A 20,716-nucleotide genomic window follows, 5' to 3' on the forward strand; every position below is an offset into this window, starting at 1 on the left:
CTTCAGTCCTGGCCGGGCACCGCGTCGGCGGCGCGCTCGACGGCCGCCCACGGCTCCTTGCCCGGCGCCTGCGCCCCCACCGGGCAGGTGCGACGGTAGTCGCACCAGCCGCAGCGCGGGCCCGGCGTGGTCGGAAACGCCTCGTCGGGGTCCGCCCCGTCGGCGACCGCCCGCTCGGCGGCCATGATGTCGCGGGCGGTCTCCTCCGCGCGGGTGAGCTGCCGGGCCAGCGACTCCACGGTGTGCTCGTGCGCGGCCACCGTGCCGGTCGGCAGGTGGTGCAGCTCCACCCGGCGGCACGGCCGGCGGAACACCCGCTCGGCGGCGTACGCGTAGAGCGCCAGCGCCTGCGAGCCGCGCGCGTCGTCGGCGTCCAGCCCCGTGCGACCCGTCTTGTAGTCGACGATCACCAGCTCCGGGCCGTCGGGCCCGGGGCGGGAGTCGATCCGGTCGGCGCGGCCGTTGAAGGCCAGCACGGCGGTCTTGACCGCCACCACCCGCTCCACGCCGAGCGGGTCGGCACCGGGCTCCAGGGTCTCGACGTAGGACTCCAGCCAGCCCAGGGCCCGCCGGTAGGCCGCCCGCTCCTGCTCGTCGTCGCGGTAGCCCTCGCGCACCCAGGTGCCCTTGAGCAACGCGGCGAGCGCCTCCGGCCGGCGCTTCTCGGGGCTCAGCGCGTACCAGTTCTTCAGGGCGGTGTGCACGCTCGCGCCGAGGGAGTTGTGCGCCCACGGCGGACCCTTCTGCGGGGCCGGACGGTCGACGTAGGAGTAGCGGTAGCGCCGGGGACAGTCGGCGTAGGCGCCAAGCTTGCTGGGGGTGCAGACGAAGAGCCGCTCCGGCATGCCCTCGAAGCCGAGCTGCTCGGGCTGCTCGCCGCGCTGCCGGGGCGCCCGGCCGCCGCCGGTGGAGGGCCGTCCCGCTGAAGAGGCTCGTCGCACACCGCGATCCTGCCATCCACCCCCGACGGAACCGGCCGCCGGTCAGGTCATGTTGGCGTACTGGGTCACGAACGCGGCCACCGCGTCCGCGATGAGCTGCACCGCGATCGCGGCCAGCAGCAGGCCGGCGATCCGGGTCAGCACCTCGATCCCGCCGGGACGCAGGATCTTGACGATCCCGCCGGAGAACCGCAACACGACCCACACGGTGACCATCACGGCCACGATCGCGACGGCGATGGCCGTGACGTCCGCCCCGCCGTCGGCCTGCTGGACGAAGAGCATGGTGGCCACGATGGCGCCGGGGCCGGCCAGCAGCGGCGTACCCAGCGGCACCAGGGCGATGTTCGAGGTGACCTGCTGGCTCGGGTCGTCGGCCTTGCCGGTCAGCAACTCCAGCGCCACCAGGATGAGCAGCAACCCGCCGGCCGCCTGGAGGGCCGGCAGGTCCACGTGCAGGTAGTCGAGCAGCGTCTGCCCCGCCACCGCGAAGATCACGATCACGCCCAGCGCCAGGGCGACGGCCTGCCAGGCGGCACGGTTACGGTCCCGCGCCGTCAGCGGGCCGGTCAGCGCCAGGAAGATGGGCATCATGCCCGGCGGGTCGACGATCACCAGCAGGGTCACGAAGACCTCGCCGAACAGCTTGGCATCCACGTGATCAACGTAGCCGCGCCGCCGGAGGCGGAAACGCGGATCAGCCGGAAGCGACCTCGGTCACTCCGCCCGCCTCGGCGACGATCCGCTCGTACGCCCCGGGGTCGGTGGTGAACGCCCCGAGCCGGACGGTCTTGTGGGTGCCGTGGAAGTCCGACGAGCCGGTCACCAGCAGGCCCAGCTCGTCGGCCAGGGCCCGCACGTGCGCCCGCTCGGCCGGGGAGTGGTCCTCGTGGTCGACCTCCAGCCCCGCCAGCCCGATCGCGGCCAGGTCGGCGATCAGCTCGTCGGGCGCGATCCGTCCCCGCCGGGTGGCCCGGGGGTGGGCGAAGACCGGCACGCCGCCCGCCGCGCGGACGAGCCGGACCGCGCGGAAGACGTCGATGTCCTCCTTGGGCAGCCGGTAGCGCTCGCCCAGCCAGTCCGGCCCGAACGCCTCCGTGGTGGTGGCCACCAGGCCGGCCCGGATCAGCGCCTGCGCGATGTGCGGCCGGCCCACGGTCCCGCCGCCCGCGCCGGTGAGGATCTCCGGCCAGCTCACGTCGATCCCGTCGGCCCGCAGCAGCGCCACGATCCGCTCGCCCCGCTCCTCGCGGGCGGCCCGCACCCGGGCCAGTTCCGCGACGAGTTCCGGGGCGTCCGGGTCGAACAGGTACGCCAGCAGGTGCAGCGGCAGCGCCGGCTCCTCGCCGTACCACCGGCAGGAGAGCTCCGCGCCCCGGACCAGGCTGAGCCCGGCCGGCAGCGCCGCCAGGGCCGGCGCCCAGCCGGCCGTGGTGTCGTGGTCGGTGATCGCCACGACGTCCAACCCCGACTCCGCCGCCGCCCGCACCAGCTCGGCCGGGCTGAGGGTGCCGTCGCTGGCGGTGGAGTGGGTGTGCAGGTCGATCCGCGGTGCCGCGCTCATCGGCCCGACGCTACCGGCCGGCGGCCCGCCCCGGGCGCGCGGGCGCGGTCAGGGACGGCGGTCGCCGCCCACCGGCACCGCGCGTTCCCCGTCGGGCAGGCCGGTCACGGGCACGGACACGGACACCTCTCCGTCGAGCGCCCGGCTCGCCTCGACCCGCACCAGGGCACCGTCCGCGGCCGGGTAGTGGGCCGTCCCCTGCGGCGTCCACGCCACCGGCCCGGCCACGGGCGAACCGGCCGGGCGGGTCGCCGGTGCGGTGGCGAGCCGGTCCAGGTCGACCAGCAACGCGCGGTCCTGCCGGCCCGCCTTCCCGTTGGCCAGGAGCCACCGCCCGTCGGCGGACACCCCACCGGCTCCGTCGCCGGCCAGCGTCGGCCCGCACCCGGTCCGCACCGGCGCGAGGTTCCGGGCCGGGTCGAGCAGAGCTACACAGGGTCGGCGGGGGGTGCCGGCGGAGACCAGCGCGACCGCCAGCCCGTCGGGGCGGGTGCCGTAGACGTGCAGGGCCGCGTCGCCCGCGCCGCGCGGCGGACCCGCCGCCGGGCGCCACAGGGCGTGACCGGGCCGGTCCGGGTCGAGGCGGACCAGGACCGTGTCGCCGGCGAAGGCGACCGGCGCCGCGTCGGACGGTGCCGGGGTGCGCGCGGCGGCGACGACCTGGGTGCCGACGATGCCCGCGACGACCAGATCCGCCCCCTCCCGCCAGGCGACCTGCCGCCCGTCCGGGCTGAGGACGACGTCCCGCGCCCCGGCCAGCAGCAGGTGCGCCGTGCCGTTCGGCAGCACGACCCAGAGCGACCGGCCGGCCGCCGTCGGCGCGCCCACCACCGCCCAGCCGGCCCCGTCGGGAAGCCGCTGGGCCCGCTCGGCGGCCGTGCCCACGTCGGACAGGGGGAGCCGCTGCCCGTCGGCGGTGACCAGCACGTCGTGGAGGATGAGATCCACCTCGCCCCGGCCCAGGTCGGCCTTCGGGGCGGCAGACAGCTGCGGGGTCGGGTCCGGCAACGGCGAGGCGTACGGGTCGCCGAGCACCACCGTGGGATGGGTGGGTCGCCCGGGCTGCTGCCCCAGCTGCGCCATCCCGGCGCTGACCGTCACGGTGGCCACGGCGGCGAGGGCGATCCCGGTGAGCGTCCGCCGGCGCCGGGACCGGTCGGCCCGCCGGATCGCCAGTCCCGCCGGATCGGCGACGAGCGGGCGCGCGACGGACACCCGGCGGGCGAACGTCTCCCGTAGCGCCTGCGCCAGCTCGTCCTCGGTCACGGCGAATGGACGCGTCGGGCCTTCGGTCCGGTTGTCACCACGGCCGACGGGACGGCTCACCGGTGTTCCCCGGTGCCGGCCGGTACGACCGGGAAGGCGGCCTGCCGGCCGCGCTGCTCGTCGCGGGCGGTACGCGCCCCGGCCCGCGCCCCCGACGCGACGGGCACCGGATCGCCCGCCGACTCGTCGGTCAGCTCGGCGTCCGGCGTACGACGCCCGGTGTCCGACGCCGGAGGCACGGTGGCCGCCGCCGTGGCCGCCTGCGCCGGAGGTTCGGTCGCGGCACCGCCCGGGACGGCGGCGGTGGCGCCTCCCGACCCAGCCGGGACGGCGGCGCCTCCCGACCCGCCCGGGACGGCGGCGCCTCCCGACCCGCCACGGGCGGCGGCGCTGCCCGCCGCGGCCGGCGCGACGAGCGGCGGCCTGGCGTTCGTCGCCGCGACCACGGCCGCCGCGTCCTCGCCCACCACCATCGTCGGCGCCCCGTAGGCCGTCGACCGACGGAACGGCGCGCCGTCGCGGGCCGGCGCGGGACGGTCGGTGCCGCCCTGCGCGGAAGCGGGACGGTCGGCGCCGCCGCGGGCGGGGGTGGACCGGTCGGTGCCGTCGTCCCGGGGCAGGGCCGGGGTCGGGTCGGCCCCGGTCGGCAGGTCGAGAGCGGCCTCGGCGCCCATCCGGCGGCGCAGGGTGCCCAGGGCGCGCGACGTCTGGCTCTTGACCGTGCCCGGCGAGATGCCGAGCAGCGCGGCGGTCTGTGCCTCGGACATGTCCTCGTAGAAGCGCAGCACGAGCACCGCCCGCTGCCGGCTGGGCAGCGCGCTCAGGTGACGCCAGAGCAGGTCCCGGTCGAGCTGCTGCTCGATCTCGTCGATCCCGGCCCGCTCCGGCAGCACGTCGGTGGGGCGTTCACCGTGCCAGCGCCGCCGCCACCAACTGGTCGAAGTGTTGATCATGACCCGGCGGGCGTACGGCTCGATCGCCTCGATCCCGCCGAGCCGCTTCCAGGCCAGGTACGTCTTCGTCAACGCGGTCTGCAACAGGTCCTCGGCGGTGGCCCAGTCCCCGCTGAGCAGGTAGGCGGTGCGCAGCAGGGCGCCGGAGCGGGCCGCGACGAAGTCGCGGAACTCCTCCTCCAAGGGATCCCTGCTCACCACCGGCCACCTCCGCACCCCGTTTCCCTGGCAGGTTGCCATGCCCGGGGTGCCCGGGTCGACGGCGAACGGTGCGCAGTTCCTCCGATGTTCGGACGAAAAGTTTCACGCCCCGTCGTCGGCCTTGGCCTCGTCGGCCTCCTTGCCCAGCCGCGCCTCGACCGCCTGCGGCTCGTACATCTCCTCGACGACGCGCAGGTAGAGCTCGTTGGGGTTGGGCAGGTTCTTGATCTCACGCAGCGCCTGCTCCTGACCGGCGGACTCCAGCACGAACGTGCCGTAGTTGAGCGCCCGGCCGGTCGGGGTCTGCTCGTACTTCATGTCGGTGACCCGCACCAGCGGCATCATCGCGACCCGCCGGGTGATGATGCCGTTGACCACCATCACCCGCTTGTTGGTCAGGATGAAGCGGTCGTACCACCAGTCGGCGACCTTCCAGGCCACCCACCCCATCACGGCGAACCAGAGCAGCACCGCGATCGTGGTGAGCGCGCCCACGTCCTGCCCGGCGAGGAAGCCGGAGAGGTAGCCCAGCACGAAGGTGGCGGCGATGCCGACCAGCAGCGGGGTGGAGAGGTGGATCCAGTGCCGCTTCCACTCGCCCCGGTAGCGCTCGGTCGGGAAGAGGTAGCGGGCCACCAGCGAGCTGGGCTCGTCCTCCAACGGCAGCACCCGACGCGGCGCCATGCCGGCGGCGTCGGCCCGCAGACCGGCCAGCTCGTCCTCGGAGATCTGCGGTGGCTGGTAGCCGGCCTCCGGGTCACGGACCCAGGCCCGCCCGGACCGCCCCTCCCCGGCGTACGCCGGGCCGTCGCCGAAGCCGGCGTCGTCCGAGAGGGAGGGGCCGTCGGAGAGGCCCGGACCGGTGCCGTAGCCCGGCCCGTCGTCGGGACCGATCCGGGGGATCGGCTCCGTGTCTCGATCCCGGCGCTCCCGATCGGGATCGTCGGGATCGAAGGGTGGACCGGAGGGGTTTCCCATCGGCGGCTAGGCGACGAGGCTGGTGAAGAAGTCGCCGAACCCCTGGGCGATGTCCATGATCCCGCCGCCCAGTGACTTGAACACGTCCGCCGCAGAATTTGGCCGATATGCGACGAAGAAGATCAAGAATGCGATTCCGGCCCAGGTGAGGACCTTCTTGACCATGGCGGGCCATCCTCTCGCGCGGCGCCGGGTCCCATTACCGCAGCGGCACCCAGAGTATCAGTGTGGTGTCGTACAGTGAATATCTGCGTCCGTTCTCCGACATTCCGGGATGCCTGTCAAGCCCTGAGGCCCGTCAAGCCTTCCCGTGCAGATACGGAGACGGTGCGCCGTACACGAGTTCGGGCGGTGTCCACTCGGTCAGGTCGTGCAGCACGACATCTTCCGCGAGCAGGTGACCCGCACTCGCCGGCCAGGCTATCGCATGGAGCCACAATCCCCGAGCCTCGCCGGCGTACGCGCTTCGATCCGTCGGCGAGTTCACGAGCCACAGTGGAGTGGGATGACCGGCCACCTTGATCCTGGCCTGCCCGACGTGCTCCGGATGCCCCGGCCCGGGATCGGTCAACGCCTGCGCGAGTTCCGGGCCCGGATCCGGGCCGGCCAGCCCCGCGAACCGGGTGCCCAGTCCGACGCCCGGCTCCTCGGCCACGAAGACCAGGTCCGCGGGGCCCCCGCCGAGCGGCTCCGGTCCGGCGCAGGCGACGGCCGTGGCGCGCACCCCGGTGCGGTCGTCGCCGGCGTACGCCACGCCGGTCATGGTCCAGCCGGTCGGCAGCGGCCACGGGCACCACAGCGGCGTCCTCGGCCGGGTCGGCGGGTCGGCGGCGGCGACGATCCGGTCCACCACGCTGGCCACGATGTCGGCCCCGATGTGCTCGGGCACGTGCAACGGGGAAACCGGCCCGCAGTCCAGGCACCGCGACTCGGTGTGCATCAGGTCCGGCGCCCGCACCGGTCCACCGCATTTCGGGCAACTCACCGCGACACTCACCATCCCACCGTCACCCCCGCACGCCGCCCCGTCAAGCGGAGCGCCCGTTTCGGTGCCGCCGGGCGGCGTCAGGCGGGCCCGCATCGGGCCCGCTCAGCGGTGTCGCCGTACGGCGTCGGGTGGGGACCGTCTCGGGCCCGCTCAGCGGTGGCGTCGGACCGCGTCGGACGGCACCACGTCGGGCCCGCTCAGCCGGGCGGCGGGCCGGCGTGCGTACGGATCCAGGCGTGCATGGCGATGCCGCTGGCCACGCCGGCGTTGATCGACCGGGTGGAGCCGTACTGGGCGATCGAGAAGAGCTGGTCGCAGGCGGCCCGCGCCGGGTCCGAGAGGCCCGGGCCCTCCTGCCCGAACAGCAGGACGCAGCGCCGGGGCAGGGTGGTGCTCTCCAGCGGGCGGGAGCCGGGCAGGTTGTCGATGCCGACGACCGGCAGCTCCCGCCCGGCCGCCCAGGCGACGAACTCCTCGATGGTCTCGTGGTGCCGGACGTGCTGGTAGCGGTCGGTCACCATGGCACCGCGCCGGTTCCACCGCCGGCGGCCGACGACGTGCACCTCGGCGGCGAGGAAGGCGTTGGCGTTGCGGACGACCGTGCCGATGTTGAAGTCGTGCTGCCAGTTCTCGATCGCCACGTGGAAGTCGTGCCGCCGCCGGTCGAGGTCCGCCACCACGGCCTCGCGCCGCCAGTAGCGGTACCGGTCGACGACGTTGCGCCGGTCGCCCTCGGCGAGCAGCTCGGGGTCGTACCGCGGGTCGTCCGGCGGGTCCCCGGGCCACGGTCCCACGCCGACGTCGAGCTGGTCTCCGGTCACGGTCACGCAGGGTACGGCCTGCGGGCCCCGGCCCGGGTCGCCACCCCGGCGCGGCCACCGCCCCGGGCCGGCGCGGACGGACCGGGCGGCGCGAAGACCGGCCCGGGCCGACCGACGCGGGCACCGGGTCGACCGACGCGGAAACCGGGGCGGCTGGCGCGACCGGACCGACCGGGGCGGCTCAGCGCAGCCCCAGCGCCTTGCCGAGCCGGTCGAGGAAGCGACGGTCGGCGGGGGCCGGCGGCAGCCCCGGGGCCCCGGCCGTCGCCGCCCTGCACACCCGGGCCGCCACCGACTGCACCCACTGCCGGTACGCGGCCGAGTCGGCGGGGTCGGCCCGCCGCCGCAGCACCCGGGTCGCGGCCCTGCAGGCGGCGAGCAGGTCCACCACGTCGGTGAGGCGCTCGACGGCGTCGGTCGCCCCGTCGTGCCGGGCGTAGATGGCGGCGACCACCGCGCGTACGAGATCGCTGTCGAAGGCCCGGCCGGCCGCGACCGCGTCCAAACCCGCGAGCCCGGCGGCGACTCCCGGGTGGGGCCGCCCGGGGCCGGGCGCGGCGGCGGCCACGATCACGCGGCCGGGCAGGCTGGTCAGCAGATCCCACTCGGCGGCGGAGTAGACGGCGGTGGTCAGCGGTGCGGCACGGCGGCCGGTAGAGGACGGCTCTCCGGCGACGGAGTGGCTCATGGGGACCTCCGGCGCCAGCATATGCCCCGGATCGGAAAAAGGGCCCCTACCACCCGGAACCCGGATGAGAAGGGGCCCGTCGGTCAGCGCGGCTCGGGGAAGCTGGGCCGTTCCGGGTCGACGCCCTCGGGCACCGTCGTCGCCGCGTACTCCTTCTTCGGGACCATCACCCGGCGGCGGAAGACGCACACCATCGTGCCGTCCTGGTTGTAGCCCCGGGTCTCCACGGAGACCACGCCCCGGTCGGGCTTGGAGGACGACTCGCGCTTGTCCAGCACGGTGGTCTCGCCGTAGATCGTGTCGCCGTGGAAGGTGGGCGCCACGTGCCGCAGGGACTCCACCTCGAGGTTCGCGATGGCCTTGCCGCTGACGTCGGGCACCGACATGCCCAGCAGCAGGGAGTAGATGTAGTTGCCGACCACCACGTTGCGCTTGAACTGGCTCGCCGTCCCGGCGTAGTGCGCGTCCATGTGCAGCGGGTGGTGGTTCATGGTGAGCAGGCAGAAGAGGTGGTCGTCGTACTCGGTGACCGTCTTGCCGGGCCAGTGCCGGTAGACCGCGCCGACCTCGAACTCCTCGTAGTAGCGGCCGAACTGCATCCTTGTCCCCTTCGACGGGCGGCGATGGAGTTCGGCACAGCATGCCTTATGGAGTGTTAAGGCGAGGCGCGGGGCGCGTGGCCGGCGGAAATGTCACACCGCCACAACCCGGGGGGAGACGCAATGAGCGGCGGGGCCCTCCCCGGCACCCGCCGCCCACGCTCTGATGCGGAAGATTCTGCCGCACGACAAGGCGACCCGAACAGAGACGGAGGTCACATTTACCTTTTCGTAACACTACTGTGCGTGCTCGAACGACTGGCCCCCAGCGATCTCCGCACGCCGGATAGCTGCTTGTCAACCGCCTGATTGCTCATTCGTTCCGGTCAATCGTGTCGATCTCCTTGGAAACGCTCCCATCACGACCGGTCACGCAAATGCGTCGTGCACTTGCGTACGGCAACGGCGGGCGGGAACAACCGAGATCGATGCGACCGTGACCTGCGCAACGCCGTGACGAGCACGTTTCGGCGGGGGCGGGCCGGGAATTCCACGCGGTACGCCCTGGTTCCACCAGACGTAGCTATTCCGCGCCGATCGGAGACTTTCATGGCAACCGTAGAGCTGACCACGGCAAACTTCGACGAGGTGACCGGCAGCGACGGCATCGTGCTGGTCGACTTCTGGGCCGAGTGGTGCGGCCCGTGCAAGAGGTTCGCCCCGGTCTACGAGCGCTCCTCCGACAAGCACGCCGAGATCGTGTTCGGCAAGGTCGACACCGAGGCGCAGCAGGAGCTGGCCGCCAAGTTCGACATCCGCTCGATCCCGACCATCATGGCGATCCGCGACGGCGTCATCGTCTTCGCCCAGCCCGGCGCCCTCCCCGAGTCGGCCCTGGAGAACCTGATCGAGCAGGTCCAAGCCCTCGACATGGACGACGTCCGTAACAAGCTGGCCGGGCACAGCCACTGACCCGCAGCGCTCCACGACGGCCGGGCCCGACGGGCCCGGCCGTCGTCGTCCATCCGCCGGGTGACGGGGAGAGGACCGGCACACGCGCTCCGTCCCACGGCCGTGCCCGCGGCGCCCCTGGCCCGCCGGCCAGCGGGAAGTGGCCGTCGGAGGGAGCCAGGGCGGGCGGTACATCCCGTATCGTCACGACCCGATGGAAACCTTGACCACCCGCGGTCGCGCCGCCCGGCTCGCCGCCACCGCCCTCGGCCTGGCCGTCCTGCTGGCCGGCACCGTCTGGGGCACCGACGACCACTTCCCGTTCGGCCCGTTCCGGATGTACTCCACGTCCAACCCGCCGAACTCCCCCGCCCCGGACACCCGCGTCGAGGGCGTGGACAGCAGCGGAGCGGTCGTCGACCTGGGCGAGCAGGCCACCGGCATCCGCCGGGCCGAGATCGAGGGCCAGCAGAGCCGCTACGCCGCCGACCCCGCGCTGCTCGCCGAGGTCGCCGACGCGTACGCCGAGCGCCACCCGGGCGCGGCGGAGCTGGTCGAGGTCCGCATCGTCGTCCGCTGGCACGGCATCCGCCACGGGCGACCCACCGGCCGCTGGACCGACGAGACCGTGGTCGCCTGGCAGGCGGACCGGTGAGCCGCTGGTTGACCGAGGCGGTGCCCCGCGGCCGGGTGGCCGCCTTCCGCACGCTGATCTACCTCTTCGTCGCCGCCGACCTGGTCGTCTTCACCCCCTGGGTACGTACCCGGGTGGCGGTGCCCGGCGAGCTCTACCAGCCGCTGCTGGTCGGCCGGGTGCTGCCCCTGCCGACGCCGACCCAGACGCTGGTCACCGTCGTCTTCTGGGCCCTGCTGCTGCTCGCCCTGCTCGCCGCGACCGGCCGGGCACCACGCCTGCTCGGCTGGGCGGTCTTCGCGCTCTACTTCGAGTGGATGATCGTCGCGATGAGCTACGGCAAGGTCGACCACGACCGGTTCGGCCTGCTCGTCGCGCTGGCCGTGCTGCCCACCGCCGGCCGCGCCCGGCACGGCGACACCACCCGCACCGAGGCGGGTGGCTGGGCGCTACGGGTCACCCAGATCGCGGTCATCTGCACGTACTTCCTGGCCGCCTGGGCCAAGCTGCGCTTCGGCGGGCTGGACTGGCTCACCGGCTCGGTGCTGGCGCGGGCCATCCTCCGGCGCGGCACCGAACTGGCCGACCTGCTCGCCTCGGTGCCGTACCTGCTGATCGTCGCCCAGTTCGGCATCGTCGCGTTCGAGCTGCTCAGCCCGGTGGTCTTCCTGCTCAGGGAACGCTGGCGACTGGCCACGGTGGGCTTCTTCTACTCGTTCCACCTGGTCACCGTCGCGACCATCACGATCTCGTTCGCCCCGCACCTCGCGGCGATGACCAGCTTCCTGCCGCTGGAGCGGGTCCGGCCGGTGGTCTGGGCACGCCGGCTGCTCACTCGCCGGGGGCGGGACACCGCAGCGCCCACCGGCGCCGCGGCGGCACTCGCGGGTCAGGCGTCCGCGGCCGGGCGACCGGACGGTCCGTAGAGGCGCTCCCGCGCCTCCTGCGGCAGCGCGCAGGCGGCCGTGCCGCCGGGCAGCCGGTGCCGGTTGCGGGCCACCCAGCGGTACACGGGCCACGCGGCGGCGCGTACCGGGGGGAACCGCAGGCCGGCCCCCGCCACCCGCCAGAGCGGACCGCTGTCGCCGAGGAGCCGCGCGATCGCGTCCGGGCCGGCCGCGCGGGAACCGTCGGCGCCCACCCACTGCACCGCCTCCTCGCACTCGGCCTCGCTCAGGCCCAGCGCGTCGAGGTCGGCGAACTGCCACGGCACCACCCGCACACCGGTCGGGATGCGCCGGTCGATGAACTCGGCGCACCGGGTGCAGAACGCGCAGTCCCCGTCGTAGACGAACGTCGACCTCTCCATGCCCTCCATCCTCCACCCGCCGACCGTGCCTCCGGCGGCGAGGTGGTCGGGAACACGGCGGGTCGCTTGCACTTCGCTCGTACGCGTGTTCGAATGAGGGCCATGCGCTGGGACAACCTCGCCGCTCCCCCGGACGAGGGGGTCCCGGCCCGGGCAGCGCCGGCGACACCACCCCTGCCGCTGGCGCTGCCCGGCGCCGTCGCCCGCACCTTCGACACGCCGGGCTTCGCCGGCATGACGTTCTACGAGGTGCAGGCCAAGTCGATCATCAACAAGGTGCCCGGCACGTCCCGGGTCCCGTTCGAGTGGACGATCAACCCGTACCGGGGCTGCAGTCATGCGTGCAAATACTGCTTCGCACGTAACACGCACACCTACCTCGACCTCGACGCCGGGGCGGACTTCGACCGGAAGATCATCGTCAAGGTCAACGCCGGTGAGCTGGTCCGGCGGGAGCTGGCCGCACCGCGCTGGCGGGGCGCGCACGTCGCGATGGGCACCAACGTCGACTGCTACCAGCGGGCCGAGGGGCGCTACCAGCTCATGCCGCAGATCATCGCGGCGTTGCGCGACTTCGCCAACCCGTTCTCGATCCTCACCAAGGGCACGCTGATCCTGCGTGACCTGCCGCTGCTGCGCCAGGCCGCCGAGGTCACCCGGGTCGGCGTGTCGTACTCGGTGGGCTTCGTCGACGAGCGGCTCTGGCGGGCGGTCGAGCCGGGCACCCCCAGCCCGAGGCGGCGGCTCGACGCCGTCCGGACGCTGGCCGACGCCGGCTTCGACGTCGGCGTGCTGATGGCGCCGATCCTGCCCGGGCTCAGCGACGACGACGAGTCGATCGACGCGACCGTGGCGGCCATCGCCGCCGCCGGGGCGAGCAGCGCGACGCCGCTGGCCCTGCACCTGCGACCGGGGGCCCGGGAGTGGTACGCGCGCTGGCTCGGCCGCGAGTTCCCGCACCTGGTCCCCCGCTACCGCGAGCTCTACCGCTCCGGCGCGTACGCCCCGCAGTCCTACCAGCGGGAGCTGACGGCGCGGGTGCGCATCGCGGCCCGCCGGCACGGGCTGCACCGGGGCGAGCGGGGCGACGACCGCCGCCCGACCGACCCGGTTCCCGCGCCGCCGGCCGCCGAGCAGCTCACTCTCCTGTAGACGACCACCGATACGCTGCCGGTGTGCGGGAGACGATCGCAAGGGCGCTGCGCCGGCAGCGCGTCGCGGTGGCGGTCGCGGTGGCAGTCGGGCTGCTCTGGGGGCTGGCGGCGGGGTCGGTGCGCACCAGCGGTCAGACCGCCCTGCTCATGCTGGTGCCGTTGGTCGCGCTGCTGTGGAGCCTCATGCGCGCCTTCGGCAAGCCGGGCGACGGCGACCTGCGGGCGGACGAGCGGGAGCGCGTCTTCTTCGTCCCGCCCACGGGACGGATGAGCTACCGCTGGGTCCTGCTCGCCTTCCTCACCTACACGGCGACCAACCAGCTCGCCTCGGACCGGGAGGACCTGTGGTGGCTCTACCCGGCCCTCGCGGGCCCGCTCGCCGTGCTGCTGGCCGTCCTTCTCTGGCGCCGGGTGCCGAGCGTCGCGCTGACCCCGGCCGGGATCGAGGCCGGCCATCCGCTTCAGCAGGTCGGGGTGCCGTGGGAGGCCCTGGACCCGGCGGTTCCGAGCCTTTCGTACCGGCACTCCAACGTCCTGCGGCTGCCGGTACGCAGCCGGGACCAGGTCCGGCTCCGGGGGATCGGCTCGCGCCGCCACGTCGTCGTGGAGACCGGTGAGCTGGACGTCGCGCCGCAGGCGCTGGCCGCGGCGATCCAGCACTACGCCGCGCATCCCGCGCACCGCGCGGCGATCGGCACGCCGCAGGAGCACGCCCGGCTGCGCCGCGCGCTCGCGGGCGGGGGCTGAGCGGCGGGGTTAGAGTCGACGGGTGCGCTCCGCTCAGCAGATCCTCGCCGACTCCGCCGTGATCGCCGTCGTGGGCGCGTCCCGCGACCCGCGCAAGGCCGCGCACAGCGTGCCGTTGCAGATGCAGCGGTACGGCTGGCGCATCATCCCGGTCAACCCGACGGCCGACGAACTCTTCGGTGAGCGGGTCTACCGGTCCCTGGCCGACATCCCGCACCCGGTCGACCTGGTCGACGTGTTCCGGCCGGCGCAGGACGCGGTCGACGTGGTGCGCGAGGCGGTGGCGATCGGCGCGCCGGCGGTCTGGTTGCAGCTCGGCATCGTCTCGGCCGAGGCGCGGCGGATCGCCACGGAGGCGGGCGTCGACTACGTCGAGGACCGCTGCCTGATCGTCGAGCGCGCCGCCGCCGGCCTGACCCGACTGGGCTGATCGGGCGTACGGCGGGCGGCGCCGGTGCCGTCGGGTCGGCCCTGTCGAGCTGATGTCGTGAACGACTCACGCCGCACGGCCCCGGGCGGATGTCATGGTCGGCTCACGCCCGCGTTCCGGGTGATGTCGCAGCCGACTCACGCCCGCACGCCACGGGCGATGTCGTAGACGACTCAGCTCGACAGGGGCCGTCGGCGGCACCGCCCGTGGGCCGGTGCCGCCGGCGCGGCGCAGGCGTCAGAGCTTGTACTCCTTGAGCAGGCCCCGGGAGATGATGGTCTTCTGGATCTCCGAGGTGCCCTCGCCGATGAGCAGGAACGGGGCCTCCCGCATGAGCCGCTCGATCTCGTACTCCTTGGAGTAGCCGTAGCCGCCGTGGATGCGGAACGCCTCCTGGACGACCTCGGCGCAGTACTCCGAGGCGAGCAGCTTGGCCATGCCGGCCTCGACGTCGTTGCGCTGGCCGGCGTCCTTGAGCCGCGCGGCGTTGACCATGAGCGCGTGGGCGGCCTCGATCTTGGTGCCCATCTCGGCGAGCTTGAACGCGATGGCCTGGTGCTTCGCGAGCGGCTGGCCGAAGGTGCGGCGCTGCTGGGCGTACGCGACGGCCAGCTCGAAGGCGCGGATCGAGATGCCGCAGGCGCGGGCGGCCACGTTGACGCGGCCGACCTCGATGCCGTCCATCATCTGGTAGAAGCCGCGGCCGACCTTCTCCGCGCCGCCGAGGACGGCGGACTCGTCGACGGTCACCCCGTCGAGCACCATCTCGGTGGTCTCGACGCCCTTGTAGCCCATCTTGTCGATCTTGCCGGGGATGGTCAGGCCGGGCGCGGTCTCGCCGAAGCCGGGCTCCTTCTCCAGCAGGAAGGTGCTCATGTTGCCGTAGACGGAGTCGGCGCCGGTCTCGGTCTTGACCAGGGTGGCCACCACGGAGGAGTACGCCCCGTTGGTCAGCCACATCTTCTGGCCGTTGATGACGTACCGGTCGCCGTCGCGCACGGCCTTCGACTTGATCGCGGAGACGTCGGAGCCGCACTCGGGCTCGGACATCGAGAAAGCGCCGCGCACCTCGCCGGTCGCCATCTTCGGCAGCAGCCGGGCCTTCTGCTCGGCGGAGCCGTGCTGGGAGACCAGGTACGCGACGATGAAGTGGGTGTTGACGATGCCGGAGATCGACATCCAGCCCCGCGACAGCTCCTCGACCACCAGCGCGTAGGTGAGCAGAGACTCGCCGAGCCCGCCGTACTCCTCGTCGATGGTGAGGCCGAAGAGCCCCATCTCGCGCATCCCGTCGAGGATGTCGCTCGGGTACTCGTCGGCGTGCTCCAGCCGCTGCGCGTGCGGGATGATCTCCTTGTCGGCGAACTCCCGGACGGTCTCCAGGATCGACCGCTGCACATCGGTCAGGCCGGGCGTCTGGGCGAGTCGGGCCATCTCAGCCTCCGGGGGTCGGCGCCTTACTCATGGGTAACTGAACGCTTCGTCAGTATTGGCCGCACGGCGGTCGAGGCCAAGGTGACCAGTCCACACAACCGCTGTGAAAAGGTTCACCGCTGCGGGTAGCGTCCGGCAAGAGGGGACGCGATCCGCCACCGGCAGGAGGAGACCGTGAGCCAGCCACCGTCGTCGGGGCCGCCCGATCCGGACCGGTCGCCGTCGCCCTGGGAGCCCCCGCCGGGGCACGACCCGTCACGGTACGAGCCGCCACCCGCCCCCGAACCGCCGTCCTACGAGCAGCCCGGCTACGGACAGCCGTCGCACGAGCAGCCCTCCTACGGGCAGCCGAGCTACGAGCAGCCCGGGGAGCCGCCGCACGGGCAGCAGTGGGGGCACCAGCCCCCGTACACCCCGCAGGTGCCCTACGGGCAGTACGGCCCGCCGTCCGGTCACCGGCCCGGCGGGACGAACGTGCTGGCCATCCTCTCGCTCGTCTTCGCGTTCGTCTTCTCCCCGGCCGGCATCGTCCTCGGGCACCTGGCCAAGCGGCAGATCCGCACGACCGGCGAGGAGGGCGACCAGCTGGCCACGTGGGGCCTCATCCTCAGCTACGTCATCACCGGGCTCGGCCTGCTGGCCTGCTGCGGCTGGATCGCGCTGTTCGCCGTCGCCGGCAACAGCGGCCCCAACTACTGAGCCCCGCAGATCAGCGGAACTCGGCCTCGCGGACGCTGTTGCCGCCGTCCACCACCAGCATCTGTCCCGTGATGTACGAGGCGGCCGGCGAGCAGAGGAAGGCGATCGCCGCGGCCACCTCGTCCGGCGTGCCGGGGCGGCCGACCGGGGTACCGAGGCCCTGCCTGATCTCCGCCACCGTGGAGGCCGCGGTGTGGATGGTGCCCGGCGCGACCGCGTTGACGGTCACCCCGTCGGCGATCATCTCCATCGCCAGCGCCCGGGTCAGCCCGACCACGCCCGCCTTGGCCGCCGCGTAGGCCGCCTCGGTCGGCAGGGCGTTGACCGGCCCTGCGGTGGCCGACAGGTTGACGATCCGGCCCCAGCCCCGCTCGGCCATGCCGCCGATGAAGGCCCGGCTGCACAGGAACGCGGTGGTGAGGTTGCGGTCGATCTCGCCGCGCCACTCGTCGTAGCTGAGCTGGGCGACCGGGCGCAGCACCTCGGGGCTGGCCCGGCTGGCCAGGCCGGCGTTGTTGACCAGCACCTCGACGTCCCCGAGCTGCTCGGCGACCGCGTCGGCGAGCGCGCCCACCTCCGACTCGTCGGTGAGGTCGGCGACGAAGCCGGTCACGCCCAACTCGCCGGCCCGTTCGTGGATGCGTCGGGTGGTGGAGACGATGGCCACCCGGGCGCCGAGGTCGGCCAGCCGGCGGGCCGTCGCGAACCCGATGCCGTCCGGGCTGCCCGCCCCGGTGACCAGGGCGACCTTCCCGTCGAGCCGCATGGTCACCGGGTCCGGCAGCGGCGCGGGCTCGTCGGTGCCGGCGGTGCCCGTTGGGGCGGCGGCGCGGGTGCGCCGGGCCACGCCGGGGCGGCTCGCGTCCCGTCTCGGTCGGCTGCCGGAGCGGTCCGCGGCTCGCGCGTCAATCACCATGCCAGGATCCTGCCCGCTTCCCCGGGCGCGGGCAACGCGGCACACCCGGTGGCGGCACCTCGGGGTTTGGGCAGGGCTGACTACCCTGACGGGCGCACCCCGACCCTACGGAGCAGACGAATGACATATCCCCCGCCCTCCGGCGGCTGGAACGACCCGGCGTGGTCGGGCCAGCAGTCGAGCCCGCCCGCCGACCCCGCCCTCCCGGTGAGCGGTCACCCCGTCCCCGCACAGCCCACCGGCGCCGACCCGTACGCGCCGGCGGATCCGTACGCCCCGGACCCGTACGCGGGCGGCGACCCGTACGCCGGGATGAAGCAGGCCTCCGGGCAGCCCGCGCCCGCCGCCTATCCGCCGGCCTACCCGCCGTACGGCTACGCCCCCGCCTTGAAGACCAACGGCCTCGCCATCGCCGCCCTGGTGCTGGCGCTGGTCGGCATCGGCTCCTGCATCACCGCGCCGATCGGCGCGATCCTCGGCCACGTCGCGCTGAACCAGATCCGGCAGTCCGGCGAGGGCGGCGAGGGCATGGCGAAGGCCGGCATCATCGTCGGCTGGATCGTCACCGGCCTGTACCTGCTGGTGGTCCTCTTCTACGTGGCGATCATCGTCTTCGCGATCTCCCAGTCCGGCAACAGCAGCACCTACTGACGCGACGGTGCCGCCCCGGCGCGGACCGGGGCGGCACGGACGATCGGAAGGGCGGAACTACTCCGCCGGCGGGGTGAACGACGAGGTACGGGTCATGCCCGCGGCCCGGCCCTTCGCCGCCACCACGAGGGCCATCTTGCGGGACGCCTCGTCGATCATCTCGTCGCCGAGCATCACCGCGCCGAGCCTGCCGCCCGCCTCCGACGTGTAGTGCTCGTACGCGTCGAGGATCAGCTCGGCGTGGTCGTAGTCGGCCTGGGCCGGCGAGTAGACCTCGTTCGCGGCGTCGATCTGGCCCGGGTGCAGCACCCACTTGCCGTCGAAGCCGAGCGCCGCCGAGCGCTTGGCCACCTCGCGGAACGCGTCCACGTCGCGGATCTGCAGGAACGGGCCGTCGATGGCCTGCTTGTCGTGCATCCGGGCCGCCATCAGGATGCGCATGAGGATGTAGTGGTAGGGGTCGCCCGGGTAGTCCGGGATGAGCGCGCCGACCACCAGGGACTTCATGTTGATCGAGGCCATGAAGTCGGCCGGACCGAAGATGATGGTCTCGACCCGGGGCGAGGCGGCCGCGATGGCGTCCACGTTGACCAGGCCGGCGGCGTTCTCGATCTGGGCCTCGATGCCGATCCGGCCGATCTCCAGGCCGAGCGTCTTCTCCAGCTGGGTCAGCGTCATGTCGAGCCACTGCACCTGGGCCGCGTTCTGCACCTTCGGCAGCATGACGCAGTCGAGGTTGGCGCCGGCCCCCTCCACCACGTCGATGACGTCGCGGTAGGTCCACGGCGTGGTCAGGTCGTTGACGCGGACGACGCGGGTCTTGCCCGACCAGTCGCCCTCGTTGAGCGCCGCGACGATGTTCTTCCGGGCGTCGGGCTTGGCCAGCGGGGCGACCGCGTCCTCCAGGTCCAGGAAGACCTGGTCGGCCGGGAGGCCCTGGGCCTTGCCGAGCATCTTGACGCTGGAGCCGGGTACCGCGAGGCAGGACCGGCGGGGGCGACCGACTGCGGCCATGGATGTGCTCCTTCCAGCGTGCGGCGGGCACGCCGACGTCACCTGACGAGGACTTAACGATCCCAAAGGTCTTTGTGACGCCACGGTAACCTCGTGCCGTGACCGGGGTGAATGAACCTGTGGAAGATCTCACTGGGCGTCGGCTCGTGGTGGTGACCGGGGCCAGTTCGGGCATCGGGCTGGCGGCCGCCGTCGACCTGGCGCGCCGTGGTGACCAGGTGGTACTGGTCGGTCGGGACCCGGCCCGGCTCCAGGCCGCGGCGGAACAGGTGCGGGAGGCGTCCGGCGAACGGCCGGAGCTGTTCCGGGCCGACTTCGCGGTGCTGGACGACGTCCGCCGGCTGGCCGGGAAGCTGCGCGAGGCGTACGACCGGATCGACGTGCTCGCCAACAACGCCGGTGCGATCGTGCTCCAGCCGCTCACCACGGTCGACGGCTTCGAGCTGTCGATCCAGGCCAACCATCTGGCCCCGTTCCTGCTCAGCAACCTGCTGCGCGACCGGATCGGCCGGATGGTGGTGACGGCCTCCGGCGCGCACCGCAGTGGCGTGCTCGACCCGGCCGACCTGAACGCCCCGCTGCGCCGCTACTGGCCGATGCGGGCGTACGGCACCAGCAAGCAGGCGAACATCCTCTTCGCGGCCGAGGCGGCCCGACGCTGGCCGGACGTCCCCGCGTACTCCTTCCATCCCGGGGTGGTGCGCAGCCGGTTCGGCAACGACAACCGACTGGTCGCCCTGGGCATGCGGATCCTGCCGTTGCGCAGCCCGGAGAAGGGCGCGGAGACGCTGGTCTGGCTGGCCCACCAGGACCCGGAGCGGCTGGTGACGGGCGGCTACCACATCGACCGGCGGCTGCGCCGACCGTGGCCCAAGGCGGCCGACCCGCAGCTCGCCGCCCGGCTCTGGGCGGCCAGCGCCGACGCCGTCGGCATCGCCGGATAGCGGGGCCGCCCGGCAGGCGGTGCCGCCGGATCTGCGGTGTCGCCGGAGGCCGGGGCGCTGCGATACTCCGCCGCATGACGACCACGGGGAACGACGCCGGCGCCATCCTGCGCGTGCTCGGCGATGACAAGGAGCTTCCGGGCCGGCTCGACGCCGAGCTGACCGTCTTCAACAACCGGGCCACCGGCGCGGACGACGAGGCCACCCTCAACGTCCGGGTCGACGACGCCGACGGTGAGCTGGTGGCCGGCCTCACCGGCTGGTCCTGGGGCGGCTGCGCCGGCATCAACATGGTGTGGGTGCGCGAGGACCGCCGCGGCGAGGGCTGGGGCGGGCGGCTGCTGCGCGCCGCCGAGGACGAGGCCCGCCGGCGCGGCTGCACGGAGATGTCGGTCTCCTCGTTCTCGTTCCAGGCGCCGGAGTTCTACCGCCGGCACGGCTACCTCGACACGGGCCGCCGCGAGGGCATCCCCGGCGGCCACGTCGACCACCACTTCGTCAAGTCGCTGGTCACCGATCCGGCCGCCGCCGTGCGCCTGGTGGCGCTGGTGGAGCTGGCCCCCGACGCGGTCGAGGCCGGCCAGCGGTACGAGGACGCGGTGCTCGGCCTGCTCGGGCGGCACGGCGGGCGGCTGGAGCGTCGGCAGCGCACCGGCGACGGGCGTACGGAGGTGCACCTGATCCGGTTCGACACCCGCGACGGCTACGACGGTTTCCTGGCCGACCCGGAGCGGGTGGCGCTGCGGGAGGAACTGGGCGACGCCGCCCCGACCACCCGGGTGCTGGAGGTCCACGAGGTCTGAACCGGCGCGGGCGCGGACAGGCCCGTCCCCTGCAGAGGGTGTGTTCACTGTGGACGGTCTGATACGGTGCATTGCAGTGATCAACGCCGAT

The 20,716-nt window shown here is 73.5% G+C and carries 25 protein-coding genes; 10 read left to right on the forward strand and 15 right to left on the reverse strand.

The genetic code is table 11. From position 1 onward, the window contains the following. Positions 1-2: 2 nt before the first annotated feature. From AB0883_RS10315 to AB0883_RS10365, 11 genes are all read right to left on the reverse strand, one after another. Positions 3-941, reverse strand: a complete 939-nt coding sequence (locus AB0883_RS10315) for a PD-(D/E)XK nuclease family protein (protein WP_366640937.1) — start codon at positions 939-941, stop codon at positions 3-5. Positions 942-983: 42 nt separating this feature from the next. After that, a complete protein-coding gene (locus AB0883_RS10320; protein WP_366640938.1) occupies positions 984-1,598 on the reverse strand; it encodes a MarC family protein in 615 nt (204 codons plus the stop codon). Between the two features lie 40 nt (positions 1,599-1,638). After that, complete coding sequence (locus AB0883_RS10325) at positions 1,639-2,505, reverse strand: PHP domain-containing protein (RefSeq protein WP_366640939.1); 867 nt, start codon at positions 2,503-2,505, stop codon at positions 1,639-1,641. A gap of 48 nt (positions 2,506-2,553) precedes the next feature. Beyond that, positions 2,554-3,771: a hypothetical protein gene (locus tag AB0883_RS10330; RefSeq protein ID WP_366640940.1), complete on the reverse strand. Its 1,218-nt coding sequence runs from the start codon at positions 3,769-3,771 to the stop codon at positions 2,554-2,556. 56 nt (positions 3,772-3,827) lie between these two features. Next, positions 3,828-4,922, reverse strand: a complete 1,095-nt coding sequence (locus tag AB0883_RS10335; protein WP_366640941.1) for a SigE family RNA polymerase sigma factor — start codon at positions 4,920-4,922, stop codon at positions 3,828-3,830. A gap of 105 nt (positions 4,923-5,027) precedes the next feature. Further along, positions 5,028-5,903: a PH domain-containing protein gene (locus AB0883_RS10340; protein ID WP_366640942.1), complete on the reverse strand. Its 876-nt coding sequence runs from the start codon at positions 5,901-5,903 to the stop codon at positions 5,028-5,030. Between the two features lie 6 nt (positions 5,904-5,909). Continuing rightward, entirely contained in the window at positions 5,910-6,068 is a 159-nt protein-coding gene (locus AB0883_RS10345; RefSeq protein WP_007455302.1) for a hypothetical protein, read from the reverse strand. 133 nt (positions 6,069-6,201) lie between these two features. Continuing rightward, positions 6,202-6,903, reverse strand: coding sequence for a DUF6758 family protein (locus AB0883_RS10350; RefSeq protein WP_366640943.1), 702 nt, complete (start codon positions 6,901-6,903; stop codon positions 6,202-6,204). A gap of 185 nt (positions 6,904-7,088) precedes the next feature. After that, complete coding sequence (locus tag AB0883_RS10355) at positions 7,089-7,712, reverse strand: RNA methyltransferase (protein ID WP_366640944.1); 624 nt, start codon at positions 7,710-7,712, stop codon at positions 7,089-7,091. A gap of 181 nt (positions 7,713-7,893) precedes the next feature. Then, positions 7,894-8,421: a hypothetical protein gene (locus AB0883_RS10360; protein ID WP_366640945.1), complete on the reverse strand. Its 528-nt coding sequence runs from the start codon at positions 8,419-8,421 to the stop codon at positions 7,894-7,896. A gap of 62 nt (positions 8,422-8,483) precedes the next feature. Next, positions 8,484-8,999, reverse strand: coding sequence for a MaoC family dehydratase (locus tag AB0883_RS10365; RefSeq protein WP_357083779.1), 516 nt, complete (start codon positions 8,997-8,999; stop codon positions 8,484-8,486). 549 nt (positions 9,000-9,548) lie between these two features. On the opposite strand from AB0883_RS10365, the gene trxA reads away from it, so the two are divergent. From trxA to AB0883_RS10380, 3 genes are all read left to right on the forward strand, one after another. Further along, a complete protein-coding gene (gene trxA / locus AB0883_RS10370) occupies positions 9,549-9,911 on the forward strand; it encodes a thioredoxin (RefSeq protein WP_366640946.1) in 363 nt (120 codons plus the stop codon). 193 nt (positions 9,912-10,104) lie between these two features. Next, positions 10,105-10,545, forward strand: coding sequence for a hypothetical protein (locus AB0883_RS10375; protein ID WP_366640947.1), 441 nt, complete (start codon positions 10,105-10,107; stop codon positions 10,543-10,545). Next, complete coding sequence (locus tag AB0883_RS10380) at positions 10,542-11,450, forward strand: HTTM domain-containing protein (protein ID WP_366640948.1); 909 nt, start codon at positions 10,542-10,544, stop codon at positions 11,448-11,450. The genes AB0883_RS10375 and AB0883_RS10380 overlap by 4 nt, the downstream gene beginning before the upstream one ends. On the opposite strand, the gene AB0883_RS10385 is transcribed toward AB0883_RS10380, so the two are convergent. Further along, positions 11,414-11,833 (reverse strand): DUF393 domain-containing protein, encoded by a 420-nt coding sequence (locus tag AB0883_RS10385; RefSeq protein ID WP_366640949.1) that lies wholly within the window; start codon positions 11,831-11,833, stop codon positions 11,414-11,416. The two genes, AB0883_RS10380 and AB0883_RS10385, sit on opposite strands and share 37 nt — an antisense overlap. 102 nt (positions 11,834-11,935) lie before the next feature. Here AB0883_RS10385 and AB0883_RS10390 point away from each other — a divergent pair, with 102 nt between their 5' ends. From AB0883_RS10390 to AB0883_RS10400, 3 genes are read left to right on the forward strand one after another with little or no spacing between them, the layout of a single operon-like run. Beyond that, positions 11,936-12,985: an Rv2578c family radical SAM protein gene (locus tag AB0883_RS10390; protein WP_366640950.1), complete on the forward strand. Its 1,050-nt coding sequence runs from the start codon at positions 11,936-11,938 to the stop codon at positions 12,983-12,985. 23 nt (positions 12,986-13,008) lie between these two features. Next, positions 13,009-13,734: a hypothetical protein gene (locus AB0883_RS10395; protein ID WP_366640951.1), complete on the forward strand. Its 726-nt coding sequence runs from the start codon at positions 13,009-13,011 to the stop codon at positions 13,732-13,734. 22 nt (positions 13,735-13,756) lie between these two features. Then, the gene (locus tag AB0883_RS10400) at positions 13,757-14,164 is read left to right on the forward strand and encodes a CoA-binding protein (RefSeq protein WP_121396731.1); all 408 of its coding nucleotides are present in this window, start codon (positions 13,757-13,759) and stop codon (positions 14,162-14,164) included. 237 nt (positions 14,165-14,401) lie between these two features. On the opposite strand, the gene AB0883_RS10405 is transcribed toward AB0883_RS10400, so the two are convergent. Further along, positions 14,402-15,598: an acyl-CoA dehydrogenase family protein gene (locus AB0883_RS10405; RefSeq protein WP_366640952.1), complete on the reverse strand. Its 1,197-nt coding sequence runs from the start codon at positions 15,596-15,598 to the stop codon at positions 14,402-14,404. A 174-nt stretch (positions 15,599-15,772) separates the two neighbouring features. Here AB0883_RS10405 and AB0883_RS10410 point away from each other — a divergent pair, with 174 nt between their 5' ends. Then, positions 15,773-16,297, forward strand: a complete 525-nt coding sequence (locus AB0883_RS10410) for a DUF4190 domain-containing protein (RefSeq protein WP_366640953.1) — start codon at positions 15,773-15,775, stop codon at positions 16,295-16,297. A gap of 10 nt (positions 16,298-16,307) precedes the next feature. Here the strand turns inward: AB0883_RS10410 and AB0883_RS10415 are convergent, their stop codons facing one another. After that, positions 16,308-17,213, reverse strand: a complete 906-nt coding sequence (locus tag AB0883_RS10415) for an SDR family NAD(P)-dependent oxidoreductase (RefSeq protein ID WP_366640954.1) — start codon at positions 17,211-17,213, stop codon at positions 16,308-16,310. A gap of 120 nt (positions 17,214-17,333) precedes the next feature. On the opposite strand from AB0883_RS10415, the gene AB0883_RS10420 reads away from it, so the two are divergent. Continuing rightward, positions 17,334-17,864 (forward strand): DUF4190 domain-containing protein, encoded by a 531-nt coding sequence (locus AB0883_RS10420; RefSeq protein WP_366640955.1) that lies wholly within the window; start codon positions 17,334-17,336, stop codon positions 17,862-17,864. A gap of 57 nt (positions 17,865-17,921) precedes the next feature. On the opposite strand, the gene AB0883_RS10425 is transcribed toward AB0883_RS10420, so the two are convergent. Continuing rightward, a complete protein-coding gene (locus AB0883_RS10425) occupies positions 17,922-18,878 on the reverse strand; it encodes a CoA ester lyase (RefSeq protein WP_366640956.1) in 957 nt (318 codons plus the stop codon). Positions 18,879-18,997: 119 nt separating this feature from the next. Here AB0883_RS10425 and AB0883_RS10430 point away from each other — a divergent pair, with 119 nt between their 5' ends. Together AB0883_RS10430 and AB0883_RS10435 are read left to right on the forward strand one after the other, a co-directional pair. After that, the gene (locus AB0883_RS10430; RefSeq protein ID WP_366640957.1) at positions 18,998-19,822 is read left to right on the forward strand and encodes an SDR family NAD(P)-dependent oxidoreductase; all 825 of its coding nucleotides are present in this window, start codon (positions 18,998-19,000) and stop codon (positions 19,820-19,822) included. Between the two features lie 74 nt (positions 19,823-19,896). After that, the gene (locus tag AB0883_RS10435) at positions 19,897-20,625 is read left to right on the forward strand and encodes a GNAT family N-acetyltransferase (RefSeq protein WP_366640958.1); all 729 of its coding nucleotides are present in this window, start codon (positions 19,897-19,899) and stop codon (positions 20,623-20,625) included. Positions 20,626-20,716: the final 91 nt, after the last annotated feature.

This window comes from Micromonospora sp. NPDC047812, assembly GCF_040704175.1.
In the GTDB taxonomy this organism is placed as follows: Bacteria; Actinomycetota; Actinomycetes; order Mycobacteriales; family Micromonosporaceae; genus Micromonospora.

Coding starts and splice junctions, on each gene's coding strand:
- AB0883_RS10325 (WP_366640939.1), bottom strand. CDS start 2,505: ATGAGCGCGGCACCGCGGATCGACCTGCACACCCACTCCACCGCCAGC.
- AB0883_RS10420 (WP_366640955.1), top strand. CDS start 17,334: ATGACATATCCCCCGCCCTCCGGCGGCTGGAACGACCCGGCGTGGTCG.
- AB0883_RS10385 (WP_366640949.1), bottom strand. CDS start 11,833: ATGGAGAGGTCGACGTTCGTCTACGACGGGGACTGCGCGTTCTGCACC.
- AB0883_RS10365 (WP_357083779.1), bottom strand. CDS start 8,999: ATGCAGTTCGGCCGCTACTACGAGGAGTTCGAGGTCGGCGCGGTCTAC.
- AB0883_RS10360 (WP_366640945.1), bottom strand. CDS start 8,421: ATGCTGGCGCCGGAGGTCCCCATGAGCCACTCCGTCGCCGGAGAGCCG.
- AB0883_RS10415 (WP_366640954.1), bottom strand. CDS start 17,213: ATGGTGATTGACGCGCGAGCCGCGGACCGCTCCGGCAGCCGACCGAGA.
- AB0883_RS10390 (WP_366640950.1), top strand. CDS start 11,936: ATGCGCTGGGACAACCTCGCCGCTCCCCCGGACGAGGGGGTCCCGGCC.
- AB0883_RS10350 (WP_366640943.1), bottom strand. CDS start 6,903: ATGGTGAGTGTCGCGGTGAGTTGCCCGAAATGCGGTGGACCGGTGCGG.
- AB0883_RS10340 (WP_366640942.1), bottom strand. CDS start 5,903: ATGGGAAACCCCTCCGGTCCACCCTTCGATCCCGACGATCCCGATCGG.
- AB0883_RS10405 (WP_366640952.1), bottom strand. CDS start 15,598: ATGGCCCGACTCGCCCAGACGCCCGGCCTGACCGATGTGCAGCGGTCG.
- AB0883_RS10375 (WP_366640947.1), top strand. CDS start 10,105: ATGGAAACCTTGACCACCCGCGGTCGCGCCGCCCGGCTCGCCGCCACC.
- trxA (WP_366640946.1), top strand. CDS start 9,549: ATGGCAACCGTAGAGCTGACCACGGCAAACTTCGACGAGGTGACCGGC.
- AB0883_RS10435 (WP_366640958.1), top strand. CDS start 19,897: ATGACGACCACGGGGAACGACGCCGGCGCCATCCTGCGCGTGCTCGGC.
- AB0883_RS10425 (WP_366640956.1), bottom strand. CDS start 18,878: ATGGCCGCAGTCGGTCGCCCCCGCCGGTCCTGCCTCGCGGTACCCGGC.
- AB0883_RS10345 (WP_007455302.1), bottom strand. CDS start 6,068: ATGGTCAAGAAGGTCCTCACCTGGGCCGGAATCGCATTCTTGATCTTC.